Source organism: Streptomyces sp. SX-6 (assembly GCF_059089585.1).
In genome coordinates, this window is sequence record NZ_JBTHHU010000024.1 from 84,124 (window position 1) to 108,832 (window position 24,709).

The following is a 24,709-nucleotide window of genomic DNA, read 5'->3' on the forward strand; positions in this document are numbered from 1 at the left end:
AAGCGGGCCGGCGGGCCGGACCACGACGCGGCGCCCGGGAGCGTGACGGGAGAACCGCCCGCATGCTCGAACCCATTGAGCCCACTACTGACAACAGCACCCCTGGTGACACCCTGCCGCCGCGGCGACGCCGCCGTGCGGCCTCGCGCCCGGCCGGACCGCCCGTGAAGGCGGCGGCCGAGACGCCGGTGGCCACCGTGTCCGAGGACGCCGGGACCGTTGCCGAGACTTCTGAGGCCGCTCCGGCCGAGGTTGCCGCTCCGGCGCGTCCGCGTCGTCGTGCGACCCGTAAGACGATGACGCCTGAGGGCGCCGCCCCGCAGGCTGAGGCCGTGACCGAGGCCGTGGCTCCGGCTGAGGTTGTCGCTGAGCCTGTTGTCGAGGAGCCGGTGAAGCCGGTCCGTGCGCGTCGTCGTGCCACCCGCTCTGCGGGTACCGCGGCGGTTGCCGAGCAGGTCGAGGCCGCCGAGGAGGCTGCCGAGGAGCCCCGTGCGCGTCGTACGCGCCGCCGGGCCGTGAGCGCGGAGACCGTGGAGACCGTGGCAGAGGTCGCCGAGGAGACTCCTGAGGCCGCTCCGGCCGAGGTTGCCGCTCCGGCGCGTCCGCGTCGTCGTGCGACCCGTAAGACGATGACGCCTGAGGGCGCCGCCCCGCAGGCCGAGGCCGTGACCGAGGCCGTGGCTCCGGCTGAGGTTGTCGCTGAGCCTGTTGTCGAGGAGCCGGTGAAGCCGGTCCGTGCGCGTCGTCGTGCCACCCGCTCTGCGGGTACCGCGGCGGTTGCCGAGCAGGTCGAGGCCGCCGAGGAGGCTGCCGAGGAGCCCCGTGCGCGTCGTACGCGCCGCCGGGCCGTGAGCGCGGAGACCGCTCCCGCTTCCGCGAAGGAGAAGACGCCCGCTGCCGAGGAGGCACCCGCCCCCGCGCGTGGCCGCCGCCGGGCGTCGCTGCCGCCGGTCGCCGTGTTCCAGGCGCCGGTGTTCGCCGAGCCGATGTTCCAGACGCCGGAGACCGCTGCCGCCGCTGCCGCCGCGTTCGCGCCCGAGGAAGAGAAGGCCGCCGAGGAGAAGGCCGTCGAGGAGCAGCCCGCCGCTCCCCGTCGCCGTCGTCGTCGCCGTGGCGAGGCCGCCGAGGTCACCGAGGCCGCCGTGGCGGCGCCCGGTGTGGTCGCGGAGGAGCCGGAGGCCGTCGAGGAGGCCGAGCCCGAGCAGGCCGAGGCCGCCGAGGAGGCCGAGGAGCAGGGCGAGCGTCCGTCGCGCCGTCGTCGCCGGGGTGGCCGTCGCCGCCGTCGCGGTGAGGCCGCCGAGGGCGAGGCCGGCGAGATGACGGCCGAGGAGGAAGCAGAGGAGGCCGAGGCCGCCGAGGAGGCTGCCGAGGGCGAGGAAGAGGACGAGGAGGCCGGCGGGTCGACCGCGGGCAGCCGTCGTCGTCGCCGCCGTCGCCGTCGCAGCGGTGAGCCGATGGAGGAGGCGGGTACCGACGAGCCGGAGCGCACGGTCGTCAAGGTCCGCGAGCCCCGTGAGCGCGGCACCGGCTTCGACGAGGTGCAGTCCATCAAGGGCTCGACCCGCATGGAGGCGAAGAAGCAGCGCCGCCGCGAGGGCCGTGAGCAGGGCCGCCGCCGGGTGCCGATCATCACCGAGGCCGAGTTCCTGGCCCGCCGGGAGGCCGTCGAGCGCGTCATGGTCGTCCGCCAGAACGGCGACCGGACGCAGATCGGCGTGCTCGAGGACAACGTCCTCGTCGAGCACTTCGTCAACAAGGAGCAGGCCACCAGCTACGTCGGCAACGTCTACCTGGGCAAGGTCCAGAACGTGCTGCCGTCGATGGAGGCCGCCTTCGTCGACATCGGCAAGGGCCGCAACGCCGTGCTCTACGCGGGCGAGGTCAACTTCGACGCGCTCGGCATGGGCAACGGCCCGCGCCGCATCGAGAGCGCGCTGAAGTCCGGCCAGTCCGTGCTGGTGCAGGTCACCAAGGACCCGATCGGGCACAAGGGCGCCCGCCTGACCAGCCAGGTCTCGCTGCCCGGCCGTTACCTCGTGTACGTGCCCGAGGGCTCGATGACCGGCATCAGCCGCAAGCTGCCCGACACCGAGCGGGCGCGGCTGAAGCAGATCCTCAAGAAGATCGTCCCCGAGGACGCGGGCGTGATCGTCCGTACCGCCGCCGAGGGTGCGAGCGAGGAGGAGCTGGCGCGTGACGTCCAGCGGCTCCAGGCGCAGTGGGAGGACATCCAGAAGAAGTCGAAGGCGATGTCCACCAGCTCGCCGAGCCTGCTGTACGGCGAGCCGGACATGACCGTCCGGGTCGTGCGCGACATCTTCAACGAGGACTTCTCCAAGGTCATCATCAGCGGTGACGGCGCCTGGGAGACCATCCACGGCTACGTTTCGCACGTCGCCCCCGACCTGGTGGGCCGGCTGCAGAAGTGGACGTCGGACGTCGACGTCTTCGCCACGTACCGGATCGACGAGCAGCTGATGAAGGCGCTGGACCGCAAGGTCTGGCTGCCGAGCGGCGGTTCGCTCGTGATCGACCGGACCGAGGCGATGGTCGTCGTCGACGTGAACACCGGCAAGTTCACCGGCCAGGGCGGCAACCTCGAGGAGACGGTCACCAGGAACAACCTGGAGGCGGCCGAGGAGATCGTGCGCCAGCTGCGGCTGCGCGACCTCGGCGGCATCATCGTGATCGACTTCATCGACATGGTGCTCGAGTCCAACCGGGACCTGGTGCTGCGGCGCCTGCTGGAGTGCCTGGGCCGGGACCGTACGAAGCACCAGGTCGCCGAGGTGACCTCGCTGGGCCTGGTCCAGATGACCCGCAAGCGGGTCGGCCAGGGCCTGCTGGAGTCCTTCTCCGAGCAGTGCGTGCACTGCAACGGCCGTGGCGTGATCGTGCACATGGACCAGCCGGCCGTGATCGGCGGCGGTGGTGGCGGTGGCGGCAAGCGCGGCCGGAAGAAGGGCAAGGCCGTCGAGGCACCGGAGGCTCTGGAGGCTCCGGCGATCGAGGAGGCCATGGAGGCCCCCGAGGTCGCTGAGGTCGTGCCGGAGGAGGCTCCCGAGCTGGAGCCCGCGCCGGTGGCGGAGGCCGAGCTGGTGCCGGCCGTCGGCGGCGACGAGGAGTGGTTCGGCAGCCCGGCCGAGGCCGAGGCCGCTGCCCGTGCTGGGGCCCGTGGTGGCCGTACGCGTCGCCGGGCGACCCGGAAGGCGTCCGCTCCGGCGGGTTCGCCCAAGGCCGCGGTGACGGCCGTGCAGGAGATCGTCGTGCCGGTGACGGAGACCGTCCCCGAGGCGGTCGAGGAGCCGGTGGCCGTGCCGGAGACCCCTGCGGAGGAGCCGGCTCCCGTCCGGCCGCGCCGCCGGGCGACCCGCAGGGCGTCCGCTCCGGTGGGCTCGCCCGCGGAGGCCGAGGAAGCCGCCGTGGTCGTCGTCTCCGCGCCGTCGGCCGAACCGGTCGAGTCGGTCGAGGAGCCGGTCGCCGAGCCCGAGGCCCCCGCGGAGGCGGAGGTCGAGGCGGAGGCCGCTCCGGCCAAGAAGACGGCCCGTAAGACGGCCGCCAAGAAGGCCACGGCCAAGAAGGCCGCCACCACCAAGACGGCGGCAGCCAAGAAGACGGCGGCGAAGAAGACGACGACCGCCAAGACGACGGCGGCCGCCAAGAAGACCACGGCCAAGAAGGCCGCCACCAAGACGGCGGCCAAGAAGGTCACGGCGAAGAAGGCCACGACCAAGAAGGCCGCGGCGAAGAAGACCGTGGCGGCCGAGCCGGAGACGGCTTCCGTCGAAGGCTGACGCGAACACGGGCCCCCTGTTCAACAGGGGGCCCGGTTTGACCCCCCGGGCAGGGCCCCGTAACCTTGCCTTCGGCGTCTGTGCGCCCACTTCTGAGCAAACACCTCCCGGTCCGCCGGGAGAGGCCGCTCATCCACTTCGGACAGACACGGGTTCTCCGCCCGTCCGAGCGGCTGGCATCAGAGGTCCCGATTTACTAGCGAGAGAGTGAGATCCGCGTGTACGCAGTTGTGCGTAGCGGTGGTCGCCAGCACAAGGTTGCTGTCGGCGACATCGTCGAGGTTGACAAGATTTCCGACGGCAAGGTGGGCGACACGGTCGAGCTCTCCACGCTGCTCGTGGTCGACGGCGAGTCCGTCACCAGCGACCCGTGGGTCCTGGCGGGCATCAAGGTCCAGGCCGAGATCGTGGACCACCACAAGGGTGCCAAGATCGACATCCTGAAGTACAAGAACAAGACCGGCTACCGCAAGCGGATCGGTCACCGCCAGCAGTACACCGCGGTGAAGATCACCGGCATCCCCACGGCTGCGAAGTAAGGGACTGAGGAGAGATGGCACACAAGAAGGGCGCATCGTCCACTCGGAACGGTCGCGACTCCAACGCTCAGCGGCTCGGCGTGAAGCGCTTCGGCGGTCAGCTCGTCAACGCCGGTGAGATCCTGGTCCGCCAGCGCGGCACCCACTTCCACCCGGGCACCGGTGTCGGTCGCGGTGGCGACGACACCCTGTTCGCGCTGAACGCCGGTGCGGTGGAGTTCGGTACCCACCGTGGCCGCAAGGTCGTCAACATCGTTCCGGCTGCCTGATCCAGGCTCCGTAGAACGATCACGAGGGCGGACCTCCCTTCCCCTGCCCGGGGAAGCGGGGCCGCCCTTGTTGCGTTACAACAGACACATCTCCCCACACGTATCTGGAGGCACACCGCTATGACCACCTTCGTGGACCGCGTCGAGCTGCACGTCGCCGCGGGTAACGGAGGCCATGGCTGCGCCTCCGTGCACCGTGAGAAGTTCAAGCCGCTCGGCGGCCCGGACGGAGGCAACGGCGGCCGTGGCGGTGACGTGATCCTGGTCGTCGACCAGTCCGTCACGACGCTTCTGGACTACCACCACAGCCCGCACCGCAAGGCGACCAACGGCAAGCCCGGCGAGGGCGGCAACCGCTCCGGCAAGGACGGCTCCGACCTGGTGCTGCCGGTGCCGGACGGCACGGTCGTCCTCGACGGGAAGGGCAACGTCCTCGCCGACCTGGTCGGCCAGGGCACCACCTACATCGCCGCCCAGGGCGGCCGTGGCGGCCTCGGCAACGCCGCGCTGGCCTCGGCGCGCCGCAAGGCGCCCGGCTTCGCGCTGCTCGGCGTGCCCGGCGAGGCCGGCGACGTGGTGCTGGAGCTCAAGACCGTCGCCGACGTGGCGCTCGTCGGCTACCCGAGCGCGGGCAAGTCCTCGCTGATCTCGGTGCTGTCCGCGGCCAAGCCGAAGATCGCGGACTATCCGTTCACCACGCTCGTCCCCAACCTCGGTGTGGTGACGGCCGGTTCGACCGTCTACACCATCGCCGACGTCCCCGGCCTGATCCCGGGCGCCAGCCAGGGCAAGGGCCTCGGTCTGGAGTTCCTGCGGCACGTCGAGCGCTGCTCGGTGCTGGTGCACGTCCTCGACACGGCGACGCTGGAGTCCGAGCGCGACCCGCTGAGCGACCTCGACGTGATCGAGGCGGAGCTGGCGGAGTACGGCGGCCTGGAGAACCGGCCGCGCATGGTCGTCCTCAACAAGGTCGACATCCCCGACGGCCAGGACCTCGCCGACATGGTCCGCCCCGACCTCGAGGCGCGCGGCTACCGGGTGTACGAGGTCTCGGCCGTCTCCCGGCACGGCCTCAAGGAACTGTCCTTCGCCCTGGCCGACATCGTCGCCGCGGCGCGTGCCGCCAAGCCGAAGCAGGAGGCGACGCGCATCGTCATCCGGCCGAAGGCCGTCGACGACGCGGGCTTCACGGTCACGCTCGAGGACGACGGCATCTACCGCGTGCGCGGCGAGAAGCCGGAGCGCTGGGTGCGCCAGACGGACTTCAACAACGACGAGGCCGTCGGCTACCTCGCCGACCGCCTCAACCGCCTCGGCGTCGAGGACCAGTTGATGAAGGCCGGTGCCCGTGCGGGTGACGGCGTGGCCATCGGCTCGGATGAGGACGCGGTCGTCTTCGACTGGGAGCCGACCATGGCCGCCGGTGCGGAGATGCTCGGCCGCCGTGGCGAGGACCACCGCCTGGAGGCCCCGCGCCCGGCCGCGCAGCGCCGCCGCGACCGCGAGGCGGAGCGCGACGATGCGGACCAGGAGTACGAGGGCTTCGACCCGTTCGCGTAATTCCGGCGGCGGGCTGAATTTCAGCCCGTCCGGCGATTGAGGACGAGCGGCGAAGCCGCGACAAGCGGGGTCTGGGGCGCAGCCCCAGGAGACGGGGAGAGGGCGGGACCGGGGCACAACTCCCCACCCCGCGGAACGCGAAAGGCCCCCGGGAGGTCGAGAACCTCCCGGGGGCCTTCCCCATGCGCTGAGCGCGGCGCTACACCGCACCCTCCGCCAAAGCCTCCGCATCCCGCTGCCCGGGAATCTCGGACGCCATCCGGGCCGCCACCCGGGCCGCCCGCTCGTCCGCCTTGCGGGCGAGCGCCACGGCCGCCTGGTTGAAGCGGACCAGCGACGGCGGGTCGGACGGTCCCAGCAGCTGCACCTTCAGCTCCGCACGCGCCTTCGCGAGCGTGTCCTGGCGCGGATCGCGGACCGCCGCGAGCAGCGATGCGACACCGTCCGCCTCCGGCGTGAGGATCGTCGCCGCGGTGACGGTCGGGAAGCCCGCGAGGAACTCCTCCTCGGTCATCCCGCTGGTGTTGGCCACCGCGTACGGCTTCTCGCTGATCAGGTAGTCCGAGACCACGCTGGAGACGTCGCTGATGAGCAGGTCCGCCTCGTTGAAGCAGCCGTAGAGCGTCGGCCGCGGGCCGGTGATGATCTGGTGTTCCCACTCCGGCAGCGAGGCCCAGTAGGCGGCCTCCCAGGCCTCCGTGGCGGCCGTGACCTTGGCGGCACGCCCCGGCTCCGGGGTGGTCTGGAGCAGCATGCGCTCCACCTCGTCCGCGCTGTGGCGGAAGGAGGTGGTGGTGATCTCCTCCAGCTCGGCCGTGCGGCGCTCGAGCTCGGCGGCGGCCTCCGGGCCCGGACGCGGGCCCTCACGGCGGTCGTTGGCCTCGAGGATGAGCTTCTTGATGCGCTCGTCGGCGAGCCCGGCGCGCGGGTCGACGGAGCCGGTCATCGGGTGCGGCTTGTAGAGCAGCCGGACGGCCGGGTCGGCGAGCAGCTCGCGGACGATGTTCTCGCCGGCGAGCATGACCGAGGTGTTGCCGGGCTGGCCGTCCCAGCCCTCCCAGGTGGGGGCGTACAGCACGGTCGTGTACGGCCGCACCGGCGCACCGGCGTACGGCCGGATCGGGGCGAGCTGCGGGCGGCCGACCTCGACGACGTCCTTGTCCTCGACGCCGATGTCGGCGAGCTGGTAGCGGTCGCGCGCGGCGGGGCCGGCGACCCAGACCTCGTCGTAGGCCTTGGAGTACGGGTTGCAGCTGGAGAGCTTGTCGCTCTCGCCGTGGTTGGTGAAGGCGTGCTTGATCGACGGCATGCGCAGGACCTGCGAGGTCTTGCCCGAGTTCGCCGGGTGCAGCAGCAGCTTGAGCGTCGACTCCTCCAGGGCCATCAGGTGGACGACCTTGGGGATGCAGACGATCGGGATGTCCGTGGCGTCGATCTTCTTCACCATGAAGCGCTCACGGAGCACGATGATCGGGTTGCCGTCCAGCTCCGCGAGGGTGGAGAGCCACATGTTGGCCTGGTACGCGGAGCTCGTGCCGCCGGAGAAGTACATGCCGGTCGTGGGCCGGTAGGCGGCGAGCCACCGGTCCAGCCACTCTATGGCCTGCTGTTCGTTGGCGATCCGCTTGGCGGGGCGCAGCCAGCTCGCCAGGTACAGGGTGCCGCCGAGGCCGAGCAGGAGCCCGATGCCCACGCCGATCGCGCCCCACAGGGCCTTGCCGGTGCCGACGGTGATCAGCAGGCCGACGGAGACGGGGACGGCGAAGCGCACCAGCCTGCGGCCGTGCTGGCGGGCCAGCAGGCGCGGCGGGGCGGCCGACAGGTGCAGCCCGGAGGCGTCGATGTTGCGCGTGACGAACGGCAGCGTGCGCGAGCGGCGGACGAGGATCGCGACGGCCTGGCAGGCGAGGTGCGTGCCGTAGTAGAGCACGAGCCCGATGAAGACCGGGGCGTAGGAGCGCAGCGAGCCGTCGCCGTGCAGGCGCAGCAGCCCGACCATGAGCAGCATGTCGCGCAGCAGCTGCCGCACCATGACGTCGAAGCGGAGCTTGCCGAGCAGCGCGAGCAGGCCTGGATCGCGGTGCTGCAAATAGAGGTCGAGCGCGAGTCCCGCCGCCGAGGTGGCGATCAGGAGCGGTGCACTGGGCAGCAGCGCGCCCACGAGCTGGGTGATGAAGAACACCAGCATCGCGAGCAGCGCCGCGGCCTGTACGGCTCGGCGGGAGACTTTTCCGGCAGAGGGCACTGGACGGGCTCCTGGCAGGAGGGCTGAGAGGTCTGGAGGACCGTGGTGGACACGTCATGGGACAACGGTCGGACATACGGCCGCAACCGACCGTATGACGCCCGCTGGGCCAGGAGCAATCTTCGCCCACGTCAACCGGCACAAAATAGGGTCGAACGACCGCAATCGCCGGACCGGTAGATTGGCGGGTCCGGAGCAGGCAGGAAGCCGGGCACGGTCGGCGAGCACAGGGGTGTACGGACATTGGCAGGGGCAGTGGCAGCAGCGGAGATGCGGCGCGCGGTCGTGGACGCCCGCAGGATCGTGGTCAAGGTGGGCTCGTCCTCGCTCACCACCGCGGGCGGGGGGCTGGACGCGGACCGTGTTGACGCGCTCGTCGACGTGCTGGCGCGGACGCTCGGGGCGAGCGGGCCGGACGGGAGCAGGGAGCCGGACGGGAGCAAGGAGATCGTCCTCGTCTCCTCCGGTGCGATCGCCGCGGGACTCTCCCCGCTGGGGCTCGAGCGGCGCCCGCGTGACCTGGCCCGTCAGCAGGCCGCCGCGAGCGTGGGCCAGGGGCTGCTGGTGGCCCGGTACACCGCCTCCTTCGCCCGCTACGGCCGCCGGGTCGGCCAGGTGCTGCTGACGAGCGACGACACCAGCCGCCGCGCCCACTACCGCAATGCCCGGCGCACGCTGGACCAGCTGCTCGCCATGGGGGCCGTGCCGGTCGTCAACGAGAACGACACCGTGGCCACGGACGAGATCCGTTTCGGCGACAACGACCGGCTGGCCGCCCTCGTCGCCCACCTGGTCCGGGCGGACCTGCTGGTGCTGCTCTCCGACGTCGACGGCCTCTACGACGGCGACCCCAGCACCCCGGGCACCTCGCGGATCGCCGAGGTCACCGGCCCTGCGGACCTCGACGGCATCTCCATCGGCAGCGCGGGCAAGGCCGGTGTCGGCACCGGCGGCATGGTCACCAAGGTCGAGGCCGCCCGCATCGCGGCCGCGGCCGGCGTCCCGGTCGTCCTCACCTCCGCCAGCCAGGCCGCCGACGCGCTCCTCGGGCGCGTGACCGGCACGTACTTCCACCCCACGGGCCGCCGGTCCGCCGACCGGCTGCTGTGGCTGGCGCACGCCTCCACGCCGCGCGGGGCGCTGACGCTCGACGACGGGGCGGTACGGGCCGTGGTCCGGGGGACCGGTTCGCTGCTGCCCGCGGGCATCGCGGCGGTCGAGGGCGAGTTCAGCGCGGGCGACCCGGTCGAGCTGCGCGACAGCACGGGCCGCGCCGTCGCCCGCGGGCTGGTCTCGTACGACGCGGGGGAGATCCCGCAGCTGCTCGGCCGCTCCACCCGCGACCTGGCCCGCGAACTCGGGCCGGGCTACGAGCGGGAGGTCGTGCACCGTGACGACCTGGTTGTGCTGCACTCCTGACGGGCGTCACCAGAGCGTCACCGCCAGGGCGGACGGGTGACCGAAAGACGGGAAGGGGACGGGACGAGTCCGGCCTTTCCCCGGGACCTTTCCGGAAAACCGCCACGCGGCCGCCCCCGGGCTGGTCAACTTTGGAGTGCGGGTGGAGTGCGGGCCGTCACGGGCGGGCGGAGCCGCGGCGGTGATCCACCGTGCAGAGCAGGGCGAGACCAGCACGACACGGCTCCGCCGCACGGCGCGCGGGGCCGGCGACAACCAGGAGGCCGCCGGTGAGACGAGGGCGCCCAGGGGCCCTGCCCCGCGACGGGGGCGCTCCCGACCGGGCCCGCAGGGCCACGGGGGAGGAGCGCGCACTGGCCAGCATCGGTCCGGGGCGGGTGGGTCAGACGGAGGACGAGGCCGCCGGGCGGGGCGGTGAGGTGTCCCGGCTGTGGCATGTCACCCTCAGCGTTTCCGGTGCCGAGGCGCCGCTGGCGGAGGTCCGGCGGGCGCTGGAACAGCTCGCGCACGACCATCCCTTTCTGCTGACCAGCCGCTATGCGGGCGACCACGCGGAGATCCGCTACTGGGAGGAGGCCCGCGACCTGCACGACGCGGCGGCCGTTGCCCTGCGGCTGTGGGGCGAACACCGCTCGACCGCCCGGCTCCCGCCCTGGGAGATCGTGGGCCTCGAGGTCATCGACCGCGAGACCTACCACCTGCGCGTCGCCGAGGGTCACGGCCCGCTGCCGGCCACCCCGGTCGGCGTGCACCCGTTCTAGGGCCTGTCCGACGGGTCGGGTGCGGGTCCCACGGAGCGGAACGCGGGGGAGTCAATCCCCGTAACCCGGTTAGGCTGCGCTCATGAGCAGCGACATCCCCACCTCCCAGACCGAATTCTCGGCGTCTCCCGTGCTCGAGGCCGCGGGTCGCGCACGCGTCGCGGCGGCGGCTCTGGCGCCACTGCCGCGCTCGGTCAAGGACGCCGCGCTGCTCGCGATCGCCGACGCCCTCGAGGCCCGTACCCGCGAGATCGTCGAGGCCAACGCCGAGGACGTCGCCAAGGCCCGTGCCGCCGGCACCCCCGAGAGCGTCGTCGACCGGCTGAGCCTCACCACGGAGCGGGTGCGGGCCATCGCCGCGGACGTCCGCAACGTCGTCGCCCTGCCCGACCCGGTGGGCGAGGTGGTGCGCGGCTCCACCCTGCCGAACGGCATCGACCTGCGGCAGGTGCGCGTGCCGCTCGGCGTCGTCGGGATCATCTACGAGGCGCGGCCCAATGTGACGGTGGACGCCGCCGCGCTCTGCCTGAAGTCGGGCAACGCCGTGCTGCTGCGCGGCTCTTCGTCCGCGTACGTCTCCAACGCCGCGCTGGTGCGCGTGCTGCGGGACGCCGTCGCCGGGGCCGGGATGCCCGCCGACGCGGTGCAGCTGGTGCCGGGCGAGAGCCGGGAGTCCGTCCGTGAACTGATGCGCGCCCGGGGCCTGGTGGACGTGCTGATCCCGCGCGGCGGCGCCTCGCTGATCCGTACGGTCGTCGAGGAGTCCACGGTGCCGGTCATCGAGACGGGCACGGGCAACTGCCATGTGTACGTGGACGCCGAGGCCGACCTGGACATGGCCGTGGAGATCCTCGTCAACTCCAAGGCGCAGCGCCCCAGCGTGTGCAACGCGGCCGAGACGCTGCTCGTGCACCAGGACATCGCGCCGGAGTTCCTGCCTCGCGCACTGGCCGCTCTGGCTGCGGCGGGCGTGACCGTGCACGGGGACGAGCGGGTGCTGGAGCTGGCCAAGGACAGCGCGGCGACCGTGGTCCCGGCGGTGGACGAGGACTGGGAGACCGAGTACCTCTCGTACGACATCGCGGCCGCCGTCGTGGACTCCCTGGACGCGGCGGTGCGGCACATCCGGCGGTGGTCCTCCGGGCACACCGAGGCGATCGTCACCACGTCGCAGGCGGCGGCGCGCCGGTTCACGCAGCTGGTGGACTCCACGACGGTCGCGGTCAACGCGTCGACGCGGTTCACGGACGGCAGCCAGTTCGGCTTCGGTGCCGAAATCGGCATCTCCACTCAAAAGTTGCACGCCCGGGGGCCCATGGGCCTGCCGGAGCTGACCTCGACCAAGTACATCGTCACCGGAGACGGGCACATCCGCGGGTAGCGGTAGGGCGAATTCCCGTACCGGACGCGCGGATTGACGGGTTCGGGTCTACGCTGGACTGCGTGCCGGACGACGTGGGGGGCGGGCCGTTCCCGGACGGCGAGGAGCCCGAGAACCACTGCCACGGGGGCGCGGACGACCCGTTCGCCTCCGTGGTCTTCGACGAGGACTTCGTGCGGTCGGCCACGATCCATGAGCCCAGTGCCGCCGAGCGGATGCTGGCCGCCGACCGGGCCCGCGCCGAGGCCGACGCCGCCCGCGCCTGGCCGGTCGGTGCCGGTGCCGACGACGACGGTTTCGAGGCGATGGGTCACCGGCCGGGCGGCCAGGGGGAGTTGCCGGGCCTCGCGCACCACCTCGACCCCGACGACGCCTACGGCCCGTACGGCCGGTACGGCACCTGGCGCCGCCCCTATCGCGGCCGGTCCCGCTGGCACCGGCCGGTGGCCTGGGTGCTCGCGGTGCTCATGGGCATCGGCGTGGTCGCCTTCGCCTTCGCCGCCGTCTACCGCAGCGCCTCCTCGGGGGAGCGGCGGGAGCCCGCGCCGCCCCCGGCGACCACCGGGGTGGACCTTCCGGCGGGGGGCCGGCCCGGCCCGCTGCCCTCCGTCTCGGCGGACTCCCAGCCCCCCGCGGTATCGGCCGCACCACGCCATGGCTGACCGTCGCTGCTGAGCACGCTGAGTGATCATCGCAGGTGTGACGGGCCGCAATGCCCTGGGCCAAGGCCGGGGGCGTGCGGCCGTCAGCGTGAAATTTCGTCAAAAGTTGTCGTGTACCAGGGCGTTTACCGAGGCGCCCGGAGACCTACCCTTGAGGTATGGAAGGGCCTGGAGACCCACCTGAGGGGACGCCCGAGGGTGTCCCGGGAGGTGGCGACGAAGAGTACCGTTCGGTCGTCTTTGATGAATCGTTCGTCCGTGCTGCCCGGCTCCAGGAGTCCTCCGCGCGCGAGCGGATGACCGACCACGCGCCCGCCGTCCGCACCCGTCACGCCTGGGCGCGCCTCGGGGCCTCCCGGCAGCTCATGCTCCTGGTGCTGCTGATCGTCCTCGCCTTCGGCACGGCCGTCTACATGGGGCTGCGCCACCCCTACAAGGAGCCCAGGCCGCCCGACGCCGAGCCGCTGCACAGCACGGTCGTCCCGCTCGCGCCGCGCGTCCCGGTGCCCGGCGGGTCGGCGCAGGAGCTCTTCGACAACAGCCCTGCCGCACAGTTCCGCAACGCCGCCGACGGCATCAACCTGCCCGCCGTGCGGCGCACCCAGAACTTCTCCGAAGGCCTGGTCATGGCCGCGCTCGCCACGGCGAAGGAGTACACCCGCAAGTCCGCGCTGGGGACGGGGGTGCTCCTCGGCGGCGACCAGCGCAGCTTGCGCGTCCTGCTCGCGCCGTCCCAACTCGACCAGTTCGACCGGAGTTTCGGCCACCCGGCGGCCGACGGGCGGCACGCGGCGACCGGCTGGCTGATCCGCTTCGACCCCCGCCAGGTCACCCTCGCGGACACGCCCGTGCGCGTCCAGGGCACCTTCTCCGTCACCGAGGTCTCGCCCGCGGCCCTGGAGGTCTCGGCCGACCACACCTTCGTCTACGCCCTCCGCCCGGCGAAGGCGGACGTCGCTCAGGTGTCGCTGTTCACCGTCCGGCGCACGGTGCGCTTCCGCTTCGACCGCGACGACCTCCAGGACCACCACGTGCAGCTCCTGCAGAGCTATATGCAGGCCGGCCCGGAGTCCTGCTCGGCGGACGACGCGGCCTACCTGCACCCGCTGCTGGCCGGGCAGCGGGCCGACAACGACCACCAGCCCGGCACCGACCCGTACGCCACCGGCCAGCCGGCCGCCGCGCTGTGCGGCGTGCTCGCCCCGGCGGCCGAGCCGACCCCGGCGCGCCCCTGAGCCCGCGCTCCCGGAGCTACTGCTTCGGCTCGTCCTTCGGCCCGCTGCCGTCGCTCTTCTTCCCCGTGAACGTGTCCCGGAGCTTGCCGCCGAGGTCGTTCGCCCCGCCCGCGATGTCCCGGACGAGGCCCATCAGCGGGTCCTTGCTGGCGCGCACGGACTCGGCGTAGTGGCTCGCGGACTCGCGGAAGGAGTCGGACACCGAGGCGTCCTTGTCCTCCGCGCGGCGCGGGTAGTGGCCGTCCATGATCCGCTGGTGGTCGCGGCTCTCGGCCCACTTCTTGAGCTCCGCCGCCCGCACCGTGGTGAAGGGGTGGCTGCGCGGCAGCACGTTCATGATCTTCAGTACGGAGTCGCGCAGATCGCCGCCCGCCTCGTACTCCTCCGCCTGGGCCAGGAAGGCGTCGACGTTCATCTGGTGGAGGTGGTTGCCGCCCGCCATCTTCATCAGCCCGCGCAGGGAGGCGTGCAGATCCTGCCCCACCAGCAGCCCCGCCCGGTCGGCCGACAGCTCCGACTTGCGGAACCACTCGCGCAGGGCCGTCACGATCGCCGTCACCGCTATGCCGCCCAGCGGGATCCAGGCGACCTTGAGCGCGACGTTGGTCAGGAACAGCAGGATCGTCCGGTAGACCGAGTGGCCCGACAGCGCGTGGCCCACCTCGTGGCCCACGACCGCCCGCATCTCCTCCTCGTCCATCAGCTCGACGAGACCGGTGGTGAGCACGATGATCGGCTCGTCCAGCCCGACGCACATGGCGTTCGGCTGCGGGTCCTGGGTCACGTACATCGGCGGGACCTTGGGCAGGTCCAGGATGTAGCAGGCGTCCAGCAGCATGCCGTGCAGGTGCGGGAACTGCTGCTCGCCCACCCGCACCGAGTCGGACAGGAAGAGCAGCCGCAGGCTGCGCTCCGGCAGGAGCCCGCTCAGGGCCTTGAACGCCGTGTCGAAACCGCTCAGCTTGCGCAGCGCCACCAGGGCCGAGCGGTCCGCGGGGTGCTCGTACGCCCGTGACGAGATGTCCGGAAACCGCCTGCGGTTGCGGCTCGGCAGATGCTCGCGGCCGTCCCCGGCAGTGGCGTCGGCATGGTTGTCACTCATCGAGACCCCCTCAAGTGGGCTACTGCGTCTTCCCGGGGAGGCCCCCGGCTGCCCGTCCCCCGGCTGACGGACCCCACACTAGGCCGTGGCACCGACATGGCTACCGTGGAGCCATGCCCCTCATCCATGATTTCGCCGCCAGCCCGGCCTTCACCGAGCTCCTCGCCGTGTCGAAGAGCGACCAGGGCCCCGGCACGCTGCTGCGCACGGTCCTGCTGGTGGCCCTGATCGGCGTCCCCCTCACCGCCTGGTTCCTGCTGCGCGGCTACCGCAACAAGAACTGACGCCGCCGAGGCGCCCGGCGTGTGGGCGAAGGCCGCGCCCGCATACGATGTGGCCGAAGTCTCCACCCGATCCCATCCCGGATAGGTCCTGCCGACGTGAATCTCGCCTCAGCCCACGCCGCCCTCGTCACCCTCGCCTCCGAAGGCGAGCACGTGGACACCCACAAGAGCATCAGCCCCTACATGACGGGCGGCGCGGCGCTCGTCATCCTGCTGCTCCTGCTCTGGGTCACCACCCGCTTCAACCGCGACCGCTGAGCCCGGCCGTCCCCGGAGAACCGGTGTGCGACCGCGCGCAGTAGTGTCAGCTCGCATGGGAGAGCAGACAGAGCCCGTGAAGCGGCGGCTCGGCGTGATGGGCGGGACGTTCGACCCGGTCCACCACGGCCACCTGGTCGCCGCGAGCGAAGTGGCCGCGCAGTTCCACCTGGACGAGGTGGTCTTCGTGCCCACTGGGCAGCCGTGGCAGAAGAGCCACCGGCAGGTGTCGCCGGCCGAGGACCGCTATCTGATGACGGTGATCGCCACCGCGTCCAACCCGCAGTTCTCGGTCAGCCGCATCGACATCGACCGCGGCGGGCCGACGTACACCACCGACACCCTCCGCGAGCTGCGCTCGCTCAACAACGACGCCGACCTGTTCTTCATCACCGGCGCCGACGCGCTCTCACAGATCCTCACCTGGCGCGACACGGACGAGCTGTTCTCCCTGGCCCACTTCATCGGCGTCACCCGGCCCGGCCACATACTGGCCAACCCCGGGCTGCCCGACGACCGGGTCTCCTTCGTCGAGGTCCCGGCGCTCGCCATCTCCTCGTCCGACTGCCGTGCGCGCGTCTCCCGGGGCGAACCGGTCTGGTACCTGGTCCCCGACGGTGTCGTGCGCTACATCCACAAGCGCAGGCTGTACCGTCACGACGGCTGACAATCGGGCCGATTCCCGGCTCGGCGGCCACCGAGGGGCACCGTTGAACGACCGCCAGGACCCGTACGCACACGACTCGTACCCGTACCCGCAGCAGCCGCAGGTGTACGGCTACGACGCTTACGGCCGTCCGGTGTATCAGCCCGACGCACCCGAGCTCGCGTACGACGTCTACGGGCAGCCCCTGCAGAGTGCGTACCAGCAGGGCCACGGCCACGACCCGTACGCCGCCGCGGCACCGCAGGCGTACGACCAGGCCGCCTACGCCCCGCCCCCGTCCCCGCCCCAGGCGCAGACGCGCGAGCAGGACTGGATCCCCCGGCAGGCCGGGCGGACCGCCCCGGAGGAGCAGCAGCCGGTACCGGAGGCTGTGCTTCCGGGCAGCGTGATCCCGGACAGTGTGATCCCGGAGCCGCGTCAGGCCCCGGACCAGGCGGACGGGGCGAAGGCACAGGACTACCGCACCGAGCAGTTCTCGTTCGTCGAGGCGCCGGACGAGGAGTCCGAGGACGTCATCGACTGGCTCAAGTTCAGCGAAAGCCGCTCGGAGCGCCGCGACGAGCGCAAGCGCAAGGGCCGTAACCGGTACGTCGTCCTCGTCGTGGCCTTCGTGCTCGTCCTGGCCGGCGGGCTCGCCTGGTTCTTCCTGTCGGGCTCCGACGACAAGAAGAGCACGGCCACGGGCGGTGCCCAGCAGCGCGACGTCATCGTCGTGCACTTGCGGCAGATGAAGGGCGGGGGCAGCTCCACGGCCCTGCTGGTGGACAACGAGACCACCCGGAAGGGCAGCACGGTGCTGCTGCCGAACTCGCTCGCCGTGGCCAAGGAGGGCGGCGGCGCCACGACCCTCGGCAAGTCCGTCACGGACGCCGGCACCGGCGCCACCCGGGACGCCCTCAACACCCTGCTCGGCTCCCGGATCAAGGGCAGCTGGCGGCTGGACACTCCCTACCTGGAGAACCTCGTCCAGCTCGTCGGCGGCATCACCGTCGACGCGGACGCCGAGGTGCCCGGCGCGAAGCCCGGTGACGGCCCGCTCGTGCGGCAGGGCGGAGGCCAGAGCCTGAACGGCCAGACGGCCGTCGCCTACGCCACCTACCGGGCCGCCCGCGAGGACCAGAACAAGCAGCTCGCGCGCTTCGGCCAGGTCATGCAGGCGGTGCTGAAGAAGCTCTCCACCGACCCCGGCGCCGCGACCACGACCGTGGAGTCGCTTGCCCAGATCCCCGACCCCTCGCTGTCCGTCAAGCAGCTCGGTGCCTCCCTGGCACAGCTCGCCTCGCGGTCCAAGAGCGGTGCGTACGACACGACCGTGCTGCCCGTGCGGCAGGACGGCACGCTCGACGGCCAGGCGGCCGACCGCGTGGTCAAGGACGTGCTGGGCGGCGCGGTCGGGGACGCGGGCAAGGACGCGGCGCCCCGGGTGAGCGTGAGGAATGCCACAGGCGGCACTGCCGCCGCCGGATCGGCGCAGGTCGCGCTCGTGAACGGGGGCTACACGAGCCTCGACGGCGGCACAGCGCCCGTGCAGGGCACGTCGTCGGTGACCTACGCGGACGACAGGCGGGCGGGCGAGGCCAGGGAGGTCGCCAAGACCCTGGGGCTGCCTGCCGGGGCCGTGAAGAAGGCGCAGGGCGCCGCCAACGCCGACATCACCGTGACCCTGGGCAAGGACTACAAGGGCTGACGGGAGCTCGTGGGGCTGACGGGAGCCTCCGGGGCGGGCGGAAGGCGGGCGGAAAAGGCAAGGAAGGGCGTCGGCGGGTCGTGAGACCCTTGGTGCGTACCGACCCCCTCATCGAAAGCATGGCTTGTGACCGCCACTGACCGCTCCATCGAGCTCATCCGGGCCGCCGCCCAGGCCGCCGCCGACAAGCTCGCGCACGACGTCGTCGCCTACGACGTCAGCGACGTACTGTCGATCACCGACGCCTTCCTGCTGGCCTCGGCCCCCAACGACCGCCAGGTCAAGTCGATCACCGACGAGATCGAGGAGCGGCTGCTCAAGGAGCTCGGCGCCAAGCCGGTGCGCCGCGAGGGCGACCGTGACGCCCGCTGGGTGCTGCTCGACTACATGGACATCGTCGTGCACGTCCAGCACAGCGAGGAGCGTGTCTACTACGCCCTGGAGCGGCTGTGGAAGGACTGCCCCGAGATCGAGCTGCCCGAGGACGCGGTGGCCACCCGGGGCAAGGCCGAGGAGCACGCGCGGACGGCCGAGGCCGGAGCGGACGGAGAGCTGCTCTGAGCGGCGGAACGGGCCGCGGTCGCCGCATCGTGCTGTGGCGGCACGGCCAGACCGCGTGGAACGTGGAGCGCCGCTTCCAGGGCTCCACGGACATCGAGCTGACCGCGACCGGCGTGGCGCAGGCCCGCCGGGCCGCCCGGCTGCTGGCCGCGATGAAGCCCGACGCGATCGTCGCCTCCGACCTGCGCCGGGCCGCCGCCACCGCGGCCGAGCTGTCCGCCCTCACGGGCCTGGCCGTCGCCGGCGACGCCGCTCTGCGCGAGACGTACGCGGGGGCCTGGCAGGGGCTCACCCATGAGGAGATCATCGAGCGCTACGGCGAGCAGTACGCGGCGTGGAAGCGCGGCGAGCCCGTGCGGCGCGGCGGTGGCGAGCTGGAGACCGAGGTCGCCGACCGGGCCGCCCCGGTGGTGCTGGCCAACGCCGAGAAGCTGCCGGACGGCGGCACGCTCGTCGTCGTCAGCCATGGCGGGACGATCCGCACCACGATCGGCCGGCTGCTCGGCCTGGAGTCCACCACGTGGGAAGCGCTCGGCGGGCTCACCAACTGCTGCTGGTCCGTCCTGGGCGAGGGCGCGCGCGGCTGGCGCCTGCTCGAGCACAACGCGGGGACGCTGCCCGAGCCCGTCCTCGGCGACGACGACTGAGGTCGGCCACCGGGGCCCCTTCCGGCCCGATTTCACATCTGGGCAGGTCGCAGGCTAAAGTTCTTCTTGTTCGCGGGAAACGCGGGGGAAAACCTCCGGGGGAACCGAGAACAGCGGGGCTATAGCTCAGTTGGTAGAGCGCCTGCATGGCATGCAGGAGGTCAGGAGTTCAATTCTCCTTAGCTCCACAGTCGAAACGATCCCGTCCCTCTCTCGCAGAGGGGCGGGATCGTTCGTTTTCAGCCCGCCGTTTCAGCCCGCCGCCGCCAAGGCCGTCCGTGCCGCGACGCGTGCGCGCATCTCCGAGAGCGGGCGGGCGTGCTCGCAGCAGCCGACCACCGGGTCCTCTATGGTGCGCAGGCGGGCGATCAGTTCGCGGCTCTCCTCGTCATTGGGCGTGTGGACCACGACGCGGGTCTCCGGCGCCCCGCCCACCCAGAGCGAGGTCGTGGTCAGCCGGAGCTCCCCGACGGAGGCGTGCCGGATGACCTTTATCCGGTTGCCCTGCGGGACGACGTCACCGGCTTCCCACAGGGCGCGGAACTCCTCGCTGACCTCCGACAGCTGCTGGACGAAGGCATCCCAGCCGGCCTCGCCGACATGGCGCCCGTACGCACCGCGGAACGTGGCCACGAGGTGCGGCAGTTCCAGGTCGCGGTTGATGAACGGGCTGCAGCACGACGGTCTGGAGAACAGCTGCCACAGGGCGTTGGGCCTTTGGTCCGCCGTGAGGTGCACGACGGGGAACAGGTCGCGGTAGGGCGTGTTGGAGGCGAGGATGTCGTAGCGCGCGTTGTAGACCACGGCGGGGAGCGGGTCGAGGGTGTCGATGATGCCCTGCACCTCCGCGTCCACCGTCTCGGCGACGGCTGTCTTCCGCGGCGCGTAGGGCACTTCGGCGAGGTGGTAGAGATGCTCGCGCTCCGCCGTGTCGAGGCGGAGCGTGCGGGCGATCGCATCCAGCACCTGCACGCTGGCGTTGATGGGGCGGCCCTGCTCCAGCCACGTGTACCACGTGACGCCGACGCCGGAGAGCTGCGCGACCTCCTCGCGCCGCAGCCCGGGCGTACGACGCCGCAGCCCTCCGGGCATGCCCACGTCGGCCGGGGTCACCCGGGCCCTCCTGTTGCGCAGGAAGGCGGCCAGCTCGGGCCTCTTGCGTCCGGTCGTCGTCGCCATCGTCGTCATACCCCCCATCCTCGGTGCCGGTGCGGACGGCTGCCAGGTGCTGCCAGTACCAGCATCGGCGGACTCTCACCACCCGTACCGCGGCGGCCTCAGGCTCGGTGACATGACCGAGACCTTCACCCGTGCCGCTCCGGTGACCAGTAGAGCGGGTACCACTGACAACCGCCCCCGCCGCCGCGCCCCATGGCCCGGCTGGCTGCTGGTGATCGTGCTCACGGGCCAGTTCATGTCCCTGCTCGACACGTTCATCGTCAATGTCGCCGCGCCGACCATGCGCTCCGAACTGCACGCCTCCGGCGCCGGGATGCAGCTGATCATCGCGGGATACACCATCGCGTATGCGGTGCTGCTCATCACCGGCGCCCGCCTCGGCGCGCGGTACGGCCACCGCCGGCTGTTCCTGCTGGGGGTGGCGCTGTTCACGCTGGCCTCGCTCAGCTGCGGACTCGCCGCGGACACCGGGCAGTTGATCGCCTTCCGGTTCGTCCAGGGCGTGGGCTCGGCGACGATGCTGCCGCAGGTTCTCAGTCTCATCCAGCGCACGTACACGGGCCGTTCGCGTACCCGGGCGCTGGGGGCGTACTCCGCGGTGCTCGCCTCCGGGGCGGCCGCGGGCATGATCGTGGGCGGTGTGCTGGTCAGCGCGGACCTCTTCGGGGCGAGCTGGCGGCTGGTCTTCCTGGTGAACGTCCCGGTCGGGCTGCTGATCCTGGCCGCGGGCGTGCGGCTGATGCCGCGGGAGGAGCGGCAGCCGGCGGAGCGCGCCCGCGGGCTCGACGTGCCCGGTCTGGTGCTCCTCGCGGCGGTGGTCACGCTGTTCACGGTGCCCATGGTGCTCGGCCAGGACCAGGGCTGGCCCCTGTGGTGCTGGGTGTCGTTCGCGCTGTGCGCGGTGCTGGCGGCGGCCTTCGCGGCGTACGAGTCGGGGCTGGCCCGGCGCGGCGGGGCACCGCTGATATCGCCCCAGGTGCTGCGGGCGCCCGGCATGCCGCGGGCGGTGGCCCGCATCGGGATGTCCATGGCGGTGAACGCGGGCTTCCTGCTGGTGCTGTCACTGCATCTGCAGAGCGGGCTGGGCTTCAGCGCACAGCGCGCCGGGATGGTCTTCGTCCCGATGACCGTGGCCTTCGGCGCGGTGGGGCTCAACTGGCAGCGCCTGCCCGAGAGATGGCACGACCGTCTGGCCACGGCCGGTTTCGCGCTGGCCGCGCTCTCCTACACGTCCGTCGCACTGCTGCTGCGCGGCGGGGGCGACGGCGGGCCCGCGCTGTACGCCGCGCTGGCCGGGTGCGGTGCGGGAGTGAGCCTGGCCTTCAGCCCGACACTCACCCTGACCCTGGGGGCGGTGCGACGGGAGCACGCGGCGGATGCCAGCGGTCTGCTGGCGACGACGTCCCAGATCGGCCTGCTGACGGGCGTGGCGGTCTTCGGCGCCGTCCATCTCGGCGGGATCGACGGTGCGGGCGCGCAGGCATCCGCGCGTGCGCTCTGGGTAACCGGCCTCGCGCTGGCGGGTACAGCCGTGGCAGGAATGGGTACGGGACTGCTACGGCGACGACGCTGACCCGGCGCCCGTCGCATGGCAGAATCGGACCGCCGGGCGCGGACGGGGCCGAAGGGGGAGGGAAGGGGACATGCCGATGCGCATCCTCGCGGAATCCGAAGCCCTCCCCAGGACGTTCTCGCTGCAGTGCCCGGCATGCGGATCCGCTCATGTGGCCCAGGTGCTCGGCGACAACGGCGGTGTTTCTTACGTCTGCACAGCCTGCGGCCACAGCTGGAGCTGAGTGAATGGGTGCACACAGCCGGAAGTGCGACTGGTGCGGCAGCGGAACTCCGATCGTCCGCGACATGGAGCCGATCAATGCCGACTACCAGTACTGGTGCGTCGAGTGCGCACGCGCGCTGATCATAAAAGGCGACCCCATCGAGACCTACCGTGAGCTCGAGGGTGAACCGATCTACGGGCGGCTGCTCGACGAGCACTGCGCGCTCAAGCGGTTCTACTCCTTCGCCACGGCTTGACGGGCAAAACGGGCAAAAGGTATCGCCGGTCAACCGATTTGGCGGATGGGGGGTGGGTCCGTGTAATGTAATCCGTGTCGCCAGGGAGACCGCAAGGAAAGCCGGGCGGGAAAACAAAACAAGGGGCTATAGCTCAGTTGGTAGAGCGCCTGCATGGCATGCAGGAGGTCAGGAGTTCAATTCTCCTTAGCTCCACAGTGAATGAGAGGGTCGTCCGGGAACGGGCGGCCCTCTCGGCGTATTTGGGCCGCGCTCACCGCCGCCGGTCCAGCCGCAGGGCGAGCGCCGGGCAGCGGCGTACGGCCCGCTGCGCGCGGCCGCGCAGCTGCGCGGGCACCCCGTCACCGGCGAGCGACGGATAGCCGTCCGCCCCCATCCGTACGAGCTCCGGCAGCAGCCCGGCGCACAGTCCGTGGCCCTCGCACAGCGTCCAGTCCACCGCCAGCCGCTCCTCCGCGCCACCCGCCCCCGCCTCCGCTCCCGCGGGCGCCGGCAGGGGCAGGACGCCCGCCGTCGGCCGTCCGCAGCCGCCGCCGAGCACATGCGCCGCGAGATCGTCCGTGAAGGCCGCCAGAGCGCTCAGCACGAAGCGCGCCGCCCCGTCCGGATGCCCGCACGCGCCGCGCCCGCGCACGGCCCCGGTCAGCTCCCGTACGGTCTCCAGCGCCCGCCGTCCGCCGCCGTCCGCCACCTCCGCCAGTGCCCCGGCCAGGGACGGCAGCCCCAGACGGCACGGCCCGCACTGCCCTGCCGACTCGGCGGCGAGCCAGTGCGCCACCCGCGCCGTCTCGCCCAGCGGGCACGTACCGTTCGGCAGCGGCAGCAGTGCGCCCGCGCCCAGGCTCCCGCCCCGCGCGGCGATGGCGTCGCGCGAGACCGCCACCTCGCACGCCGTCGCGGCGTCCAGCCATCCGCCGTGGTAGCCGCCGGCCAGCACCCCCTGGAAGCCGGGGTCGGTGCCGCACGCGCGCAGGACGTAGGGCATCGGCACGCCGCCGGGCGCCTCCACCACGCTCGGCCACGGCACCGCGCCGGACAGTGTGAGCAGCAGGGTGCCGGGCTCGTCGGCCGTGCCGGTGGCGGCGTAGCGCGGTGCGCCGAGCCGTGCGGCGAGGGCGAGTTGGGCGAAGGTCTCCGCATTGGACAGCAGCGTCGGCGCACCGCCCAGGCCCTCCTCGCTCGCCCGCGCATGGCGCCCTGGCGGCAGCGCGGGCCCGCCGTCCACGGCGCGCAGCAGTGCCGAGGACTCCCCGGAGACCAGCCGCTCCGGGAGGCGTACGACCCGGGCGCGCACGGCCCGGCCGCGCCGGTCGGCGAGGCCGCGCTCGGCCAGGGCCTCGCGTGCGGACGTCTCGGTGCACTGCCGGGTCACCGCCACTACGAGCACACGGGCCCCGAGCGCCTCGGCAGCCAGCAGCGCGCCGTCCAGGACCAGGTGCGGGGCGCGGGCGAGCAGCACGGTGTCCTTGCGGCACGCGGGTTCGCCCTCGCAGCCGTTGACCACCACCGCGGGCCGCACCCCGCGCCGCCGCGCCGCGCTCCCGGCGGCCCGCAGTTTGCGGGCGAACGGGAAGCCCGCACCGCCCCGCCCGCGCAGTGCGATCGTCTCGGCCAGGAGCGCCACTTGGTCCTCGCCGAGCCGGGGGACCGAGCCGTGCACGGCCAGGTGCGTCCTGCGGTCCAGGCGCTCCGCCTCGTCGAACCCGGCCGTCAGGCGCGGCAGTCCGAGGGAGAGGACCGCGGGCAGGTCGGGCAGCGCGGTGCTCACAGGTGCCGGCCCGTGGGGCGTCCGAGGGCGGCCCGGACGGGCCGTACTGTCACGGGCGGCACCGTCCGGCGCGCCGCGTGGGCACCGGTGGAGGCCGCCGCCGTCCCGGGCTCGCGGGACCGGCCGCGTACGGCCCGTACGGCGAGCGCCACGGCCACCGCGGCGAGGCAGAGCGCGTAGCACGCCGTCACCCAAGACGCCGGGGCGCGGCCCGACTTGAGCCCGTGCAGCACGGCGGTGCACCAGGCCGGGTACGCGCAGGCGTGCAGCGCGCGCCAGCGCTGGGCGGCGCGGCCGTTGCCGGCGAAGGCGGAACGCAGGGCGCCGGTCGCGGCGGCGAGCACCAGGAGGTACCCCGCGAGCGCGCCGAGTCCGATGAGCCCGGCCGTGCCCCGTATGCCGGAGGAGAAGGGCAGCAGCGCGGAGGAGGGGCGGGCGTGCGCCTCGGCGGTCTTGACGCCGATGTGCACGGCCAGGAAGCCGAGCGCGCACACGGCGAGGGTGCGGTGCACGGCCTGGGCGAGCAGCCTGCCGCGCGCGGTGAGGACCAGCCGGTCGGTGGCGACGAGCCCCCAGACGACGGTGGCCGTGAGCGCGACGAGGGCGAGCACGCCTCCGGTGTGGTCGAGGAAGCGGTGGAGGAGCGACATGCCCCCG

The 24,709-nt window shown here is 72.4% G+C and carries 23 protein-coding genes and 2 tRNA genes; 20 read left to right on the top strand and 5 right to left on the bottom strand.

What is annotated here, in order from left to right; translation table 11 throughout:
- Positions 1–62: 62 nt before the first annotated feature.
- From ACV530_RS25515 to obgE, 4 genes are all read left to right on the top strand, one after another.
- Positions 63–3,794, top strand: coding sequence for an Rne/Rng family ribonuclease (locus ACV530_RS25515; protein ID WP_494334939.1), 3,732 nt, complete (start codon positions 63–65; stop codon positions 3,792–3,794).
- Positions 3,795–4,012: 218 nt separating this feature from the next.
- Complete coding sequence (gene rplU, locus ACV530_RS25520) at positions 4,013–4,333, top strand: 50S ribosomal protein L21 (RefSeq protein WP_494334940.1); 321 nt, start codon at positions 4,013–4,015, stop codon at positions 4,331–4,333.
- A 14-nt stretch (positions 4,334–4,347) separates the two neighbouring features.
- On the top strand, positions 4,348–4,602 hold the full coding sequence (gene rpmA, locus ACV530_RS25525) for a 50S ribosomal protein L27 (RefSeq protein WP_494334941.1): 255 nt from the start codon (positions 4,348–4,350) through the stop codon (positions 4,600–4,602).
- 120 nt (positions 4,603–4,722) lie between these two features.
- Entirely contained in the window at positions 4,723–6,162 is a 1,440-nt protein-coding gene (obgE, locus tag ACV530_RS25530; protein ID WP_494334942.1) for a GTPase ObgE, read from the top strand.
- A 199-nt stretch (positions 6,163–6,361) separates the two neighbouring features.
- On the opposite strand, the gene ACV530_RS25535 is transcribed toward obgE, so the two are convergent.
- A complete protein-coding gene (locus ACV530_RS25535; protein WP_494334943.1) occupies positions 6,362–8,407 on the bottom strand; it encodes a hypothetical protein in 2,046 nt (681 codons plus the stop codon).
- 270 nt (positions 8,408–8,677) lie between these two features.
- Here ACV530_RS25535 and proB point away from each other — a divergent pair, with 270 nt between their 5' ends.
- The 5 genes from proB to ACV530_RS25560 all read left to right on the top strand — a co-directional run bounded on the left by proB (position 8,678) and on the right by ACV530_RS25560 (position 13,865).
- Positions 8,678–9,826, top strand: a complete 1,149-nt coding sequence (gene proB / locus ACV530_RS25540) for a glutamate 5-kinase (RefSeq protein ID WP_494334967.1) — start codon at positions 8,678–8,680, stop codon at positions 9,824–9,826.
- A 269-nt stretch (positions 9,827–10,095) separates the two neighbouring features.
- Positions 10,096–10,587 carry a DUF8830 family protein gene (locus ACV530_RS25545; RefSeq protein WP_494334944.1) on the top strand — a complete coding sequence of 164 codons (492 nt, stop codon included), beginning with the start codon at positions 10,096–10,098 and terminating at the stop codon, positions 10,585–10,587.
- A gap of 82 nt (positions 10,588–10,669) precedes the next feature.
- Complete coding sequence (locus tag ACV530_RS25550) at positions 10,670–11,968, top strand: glutamate-5-semialdehyde dehydrogenase (RefSeq protein WP_494334945.1); 1,299 nt, start codon at positions 10,670–10,672, stop codon at positions 11,966–11,968.
- Positions 11,969–12,030: 62 nt separating this feature from the next.
- Complete coding sequence (locus tag ACV530_RS25555; protein WP_494334946.1) at positions 12,031–12,630, top strand: SCO2584 family spore wall biosynthesis protein; 600 nt, start codon at positions 12,031–12,033, stop codon at positions 12,628–12,630.
- A gap of 158 nt (positions 12,631–12,788) precedes the next feature.
- Positions 12,789–13,865 (top strand): SCO2583 family membrane protein, encoded by a 1,077-nt coding sequence (locus tag ACV530_RS25560; RefSeq protein WP_494334947.1) that lies wholly within the window; start codon positions 12,789–12,791, stop codon positions 13,863–13,865.
- 16 nt (positions 13,866–13,881) lie between these two features.
- Here ACV530_RS25560 and ACV530_RS25565 read toward each other — a convergent pair whose 3' ends face one another.
- Positions 13,882–14,967 (bottom strand): M48 family metallopeptidase, encoded by a 1,086-nt coding sequence (locus tag ACV530_RS25565; RefSeq protein WP_494334948.1) that lies wholly within the window; start codon positions 14,965–14,967, stop codon positions 13,882–13,884.
- A gap of 113 nt (positions 14,968–15,080) precedes the next feature.
- On the opposite strand from ACV530_RS25565, the gene ACV530_RS25570 reads away from it, so the two are divergent.
- The 7 genes from ACV530_RS25570 (at position 15,081) to ACV530_RS25600 (ending at position 19,259) form a co-directional block, all read left to right on the top strand.
- On the top strand, positions 15,081–15,251 hold the full coding sequence (locus ACV530_RS25570; RefSeq protein WP_494334949.1) for a hypothetical protein: 171 nt from the start codon (positions 15,081–15,083) through the stop codon (positions 15,249–15,251).
- Positions 15,252–15,347: 96 nt separating this feature from the next.
- A complete protein-coding gene (locus ACV530_RS25575) occupies positions 15,348–15,509 on the top strand; it encodes a hypothetical protein (RefSeq protein WP_494334950.1) in 162 nt (53 codons plus the stop codon).
- Positions 15,510–15,564: 55 nt separating this feature from the next.
- Positions 15,565–16,176: a nicotinate-nucleotide adenylyltransferase gene (gene nadD, locus ACV530_RS25580; RefSeq protein ID WP_494334951.1), complete on the top strand. Its 612-nt coding sequence runs from the start codon at positions 15,565–15,567 to the stop codon at positions 16,174–16,176.
- 43 nt (positions 16,177–16,219) lie between these two features.
- Positions 16,220–17,863, top strand: coding sequence for an LCP family protein (locus tag ACV530_RS25585; RefSeq protein ID WP_494334952.1), 1,644 nt, complete (start codon positions 16,220–16,222; stop codon positions 17,861–17,863).
- 126 nt (positions 17,864–17,989) lie between these two features.
- Positions 17,990–18,424 carry a ribosome silencing factor gene (gene rsfS / locus ACV530_RS25590; RefSeq protein WP_494334953.1) on the top strand — a complete coding sequence of 145 codons (435 nt, stop codon included), beginning with the start codon at positions 17,990–17,992 and terminating at the stop codon, positions 18,422–18,424.
- On the top strand, positions 18,421–19,071 hold the full coding sequence (locus tag ACV530_RS25595) for a histidine phosphatase family protein (protein ID WP_494334968.1): 651 nt from the start codon (positions 18,421–18,423) through the stop codon (positions 19,069–19,071). The genes rsfS and ACV530_RS25595 overlap by 4 nt, the downstream gene beginning before the upstream one ends.
- A 115-nt stretch (positions 19,072–19,186) precedes the next feature.
- Positions 19,187–19,259, top strand: a tRNA-Ala gene (locus ACV530_RS25600).
- Between the two features lie 64 nt (positions 19,260–19,323).
- Here ACV530_RS25600 and ACV530_RS25605 read toward each other — a convergent pair.
- The gene (locus ACV530_RS25605; protein WP_494334954.1) at positions 19,324–20,268 is read right to left on the bottom strand and encodes a helix-turn-helix transcriptional regulator; all 945 of its coding nucleotides are present in this window, start codon (positions 20,266–20,268) and stop codon (positions 19,324–19,326) included.
- Between the two features lie 94 nt (positions 20,269–20,362).
- Between ACV530_RS25605 and ACV530_RS25610 the strand changes: the two genes are divergently transcribed.
- From ACV530_RS25610 to ACV530_RS25625, 4 genes are all read left to right on the top strand, one after another.
- Entirely contained in the window at positions 20,363–21,823 is a 1,461-nt protein-coding gene (locus tag ACV530_RS25610) for an MFS transporter (protein ID WP_494334955.1), read from the top strand.
- A 70-nt stretch (positions 21,824–21,893) separates the two neighbouring features.
- Positions 21,894–22,046: a hypothetical protein gene (locus ACV530_RS25615; RefSeq protein ID WP_494334956.1), complete on the top strand. Its 153-nt coding sequence runs from the start codon at positions 21,894–21,896 to the stop codon at positions 22,044–22,046.
- A 4-nt stretch (positions 22,047–22,050) separates the two neighbouring features.
- The gene (locus ACV530_RS25620; protein WP_004944425.1) at positions 22,051–22,284 is read left to right on the top strand and encodes a hypothetical protein; all 234 of its coding nucleotides are present in this window, start codon (positions 22,051–22,053) and stop codon (positions 22,282–22,284) included.
- Positions 22,285–22,406: 122 nt separating this feature from the next.
- Positions 22,407–22,479 (top strand) — tRNA-Ala (locus tag ACV530_RS25625).
- A gap of 58 nt (positions 22,480–22,537) precedes the next feature.
- Here the strand turns inward: ACV530_RS25625 and ACV530_RS25630 are convergent.
- Together ACV530_RS25630 and ACV530_RS25635 are read right to left on the bottom strand one after the other, a co-directional pair.
- Entirely contained in the window at positions 22,538–24,052 is a 1,515-nt protein-coding gene (locus tag ACV530_RS25630; protein ID WP_494334957.1) for an NADH-ubiquinone oxidoreductase-F iron-sulfur binding region domain-containing protein, read from the bottom strand.
- Positions 24,049–24,702 (bottom strand): hypothetical protein, encoded by a 654-nt coding sequence (locus ACV530_RS25635; protein ID WP_494334958.1) that lies wholly within the window; start codon positions 24,700–24,702, stop codon positions 24,049–24,051. The genes ACV530_RS25630 and ACV530_RS25635 overlap by 4 nt, the downstream gene beginning before the upstream one ends.
- Between the last annotated feature and the right edge of the window lie 7 nt (positions 24,703–24,709).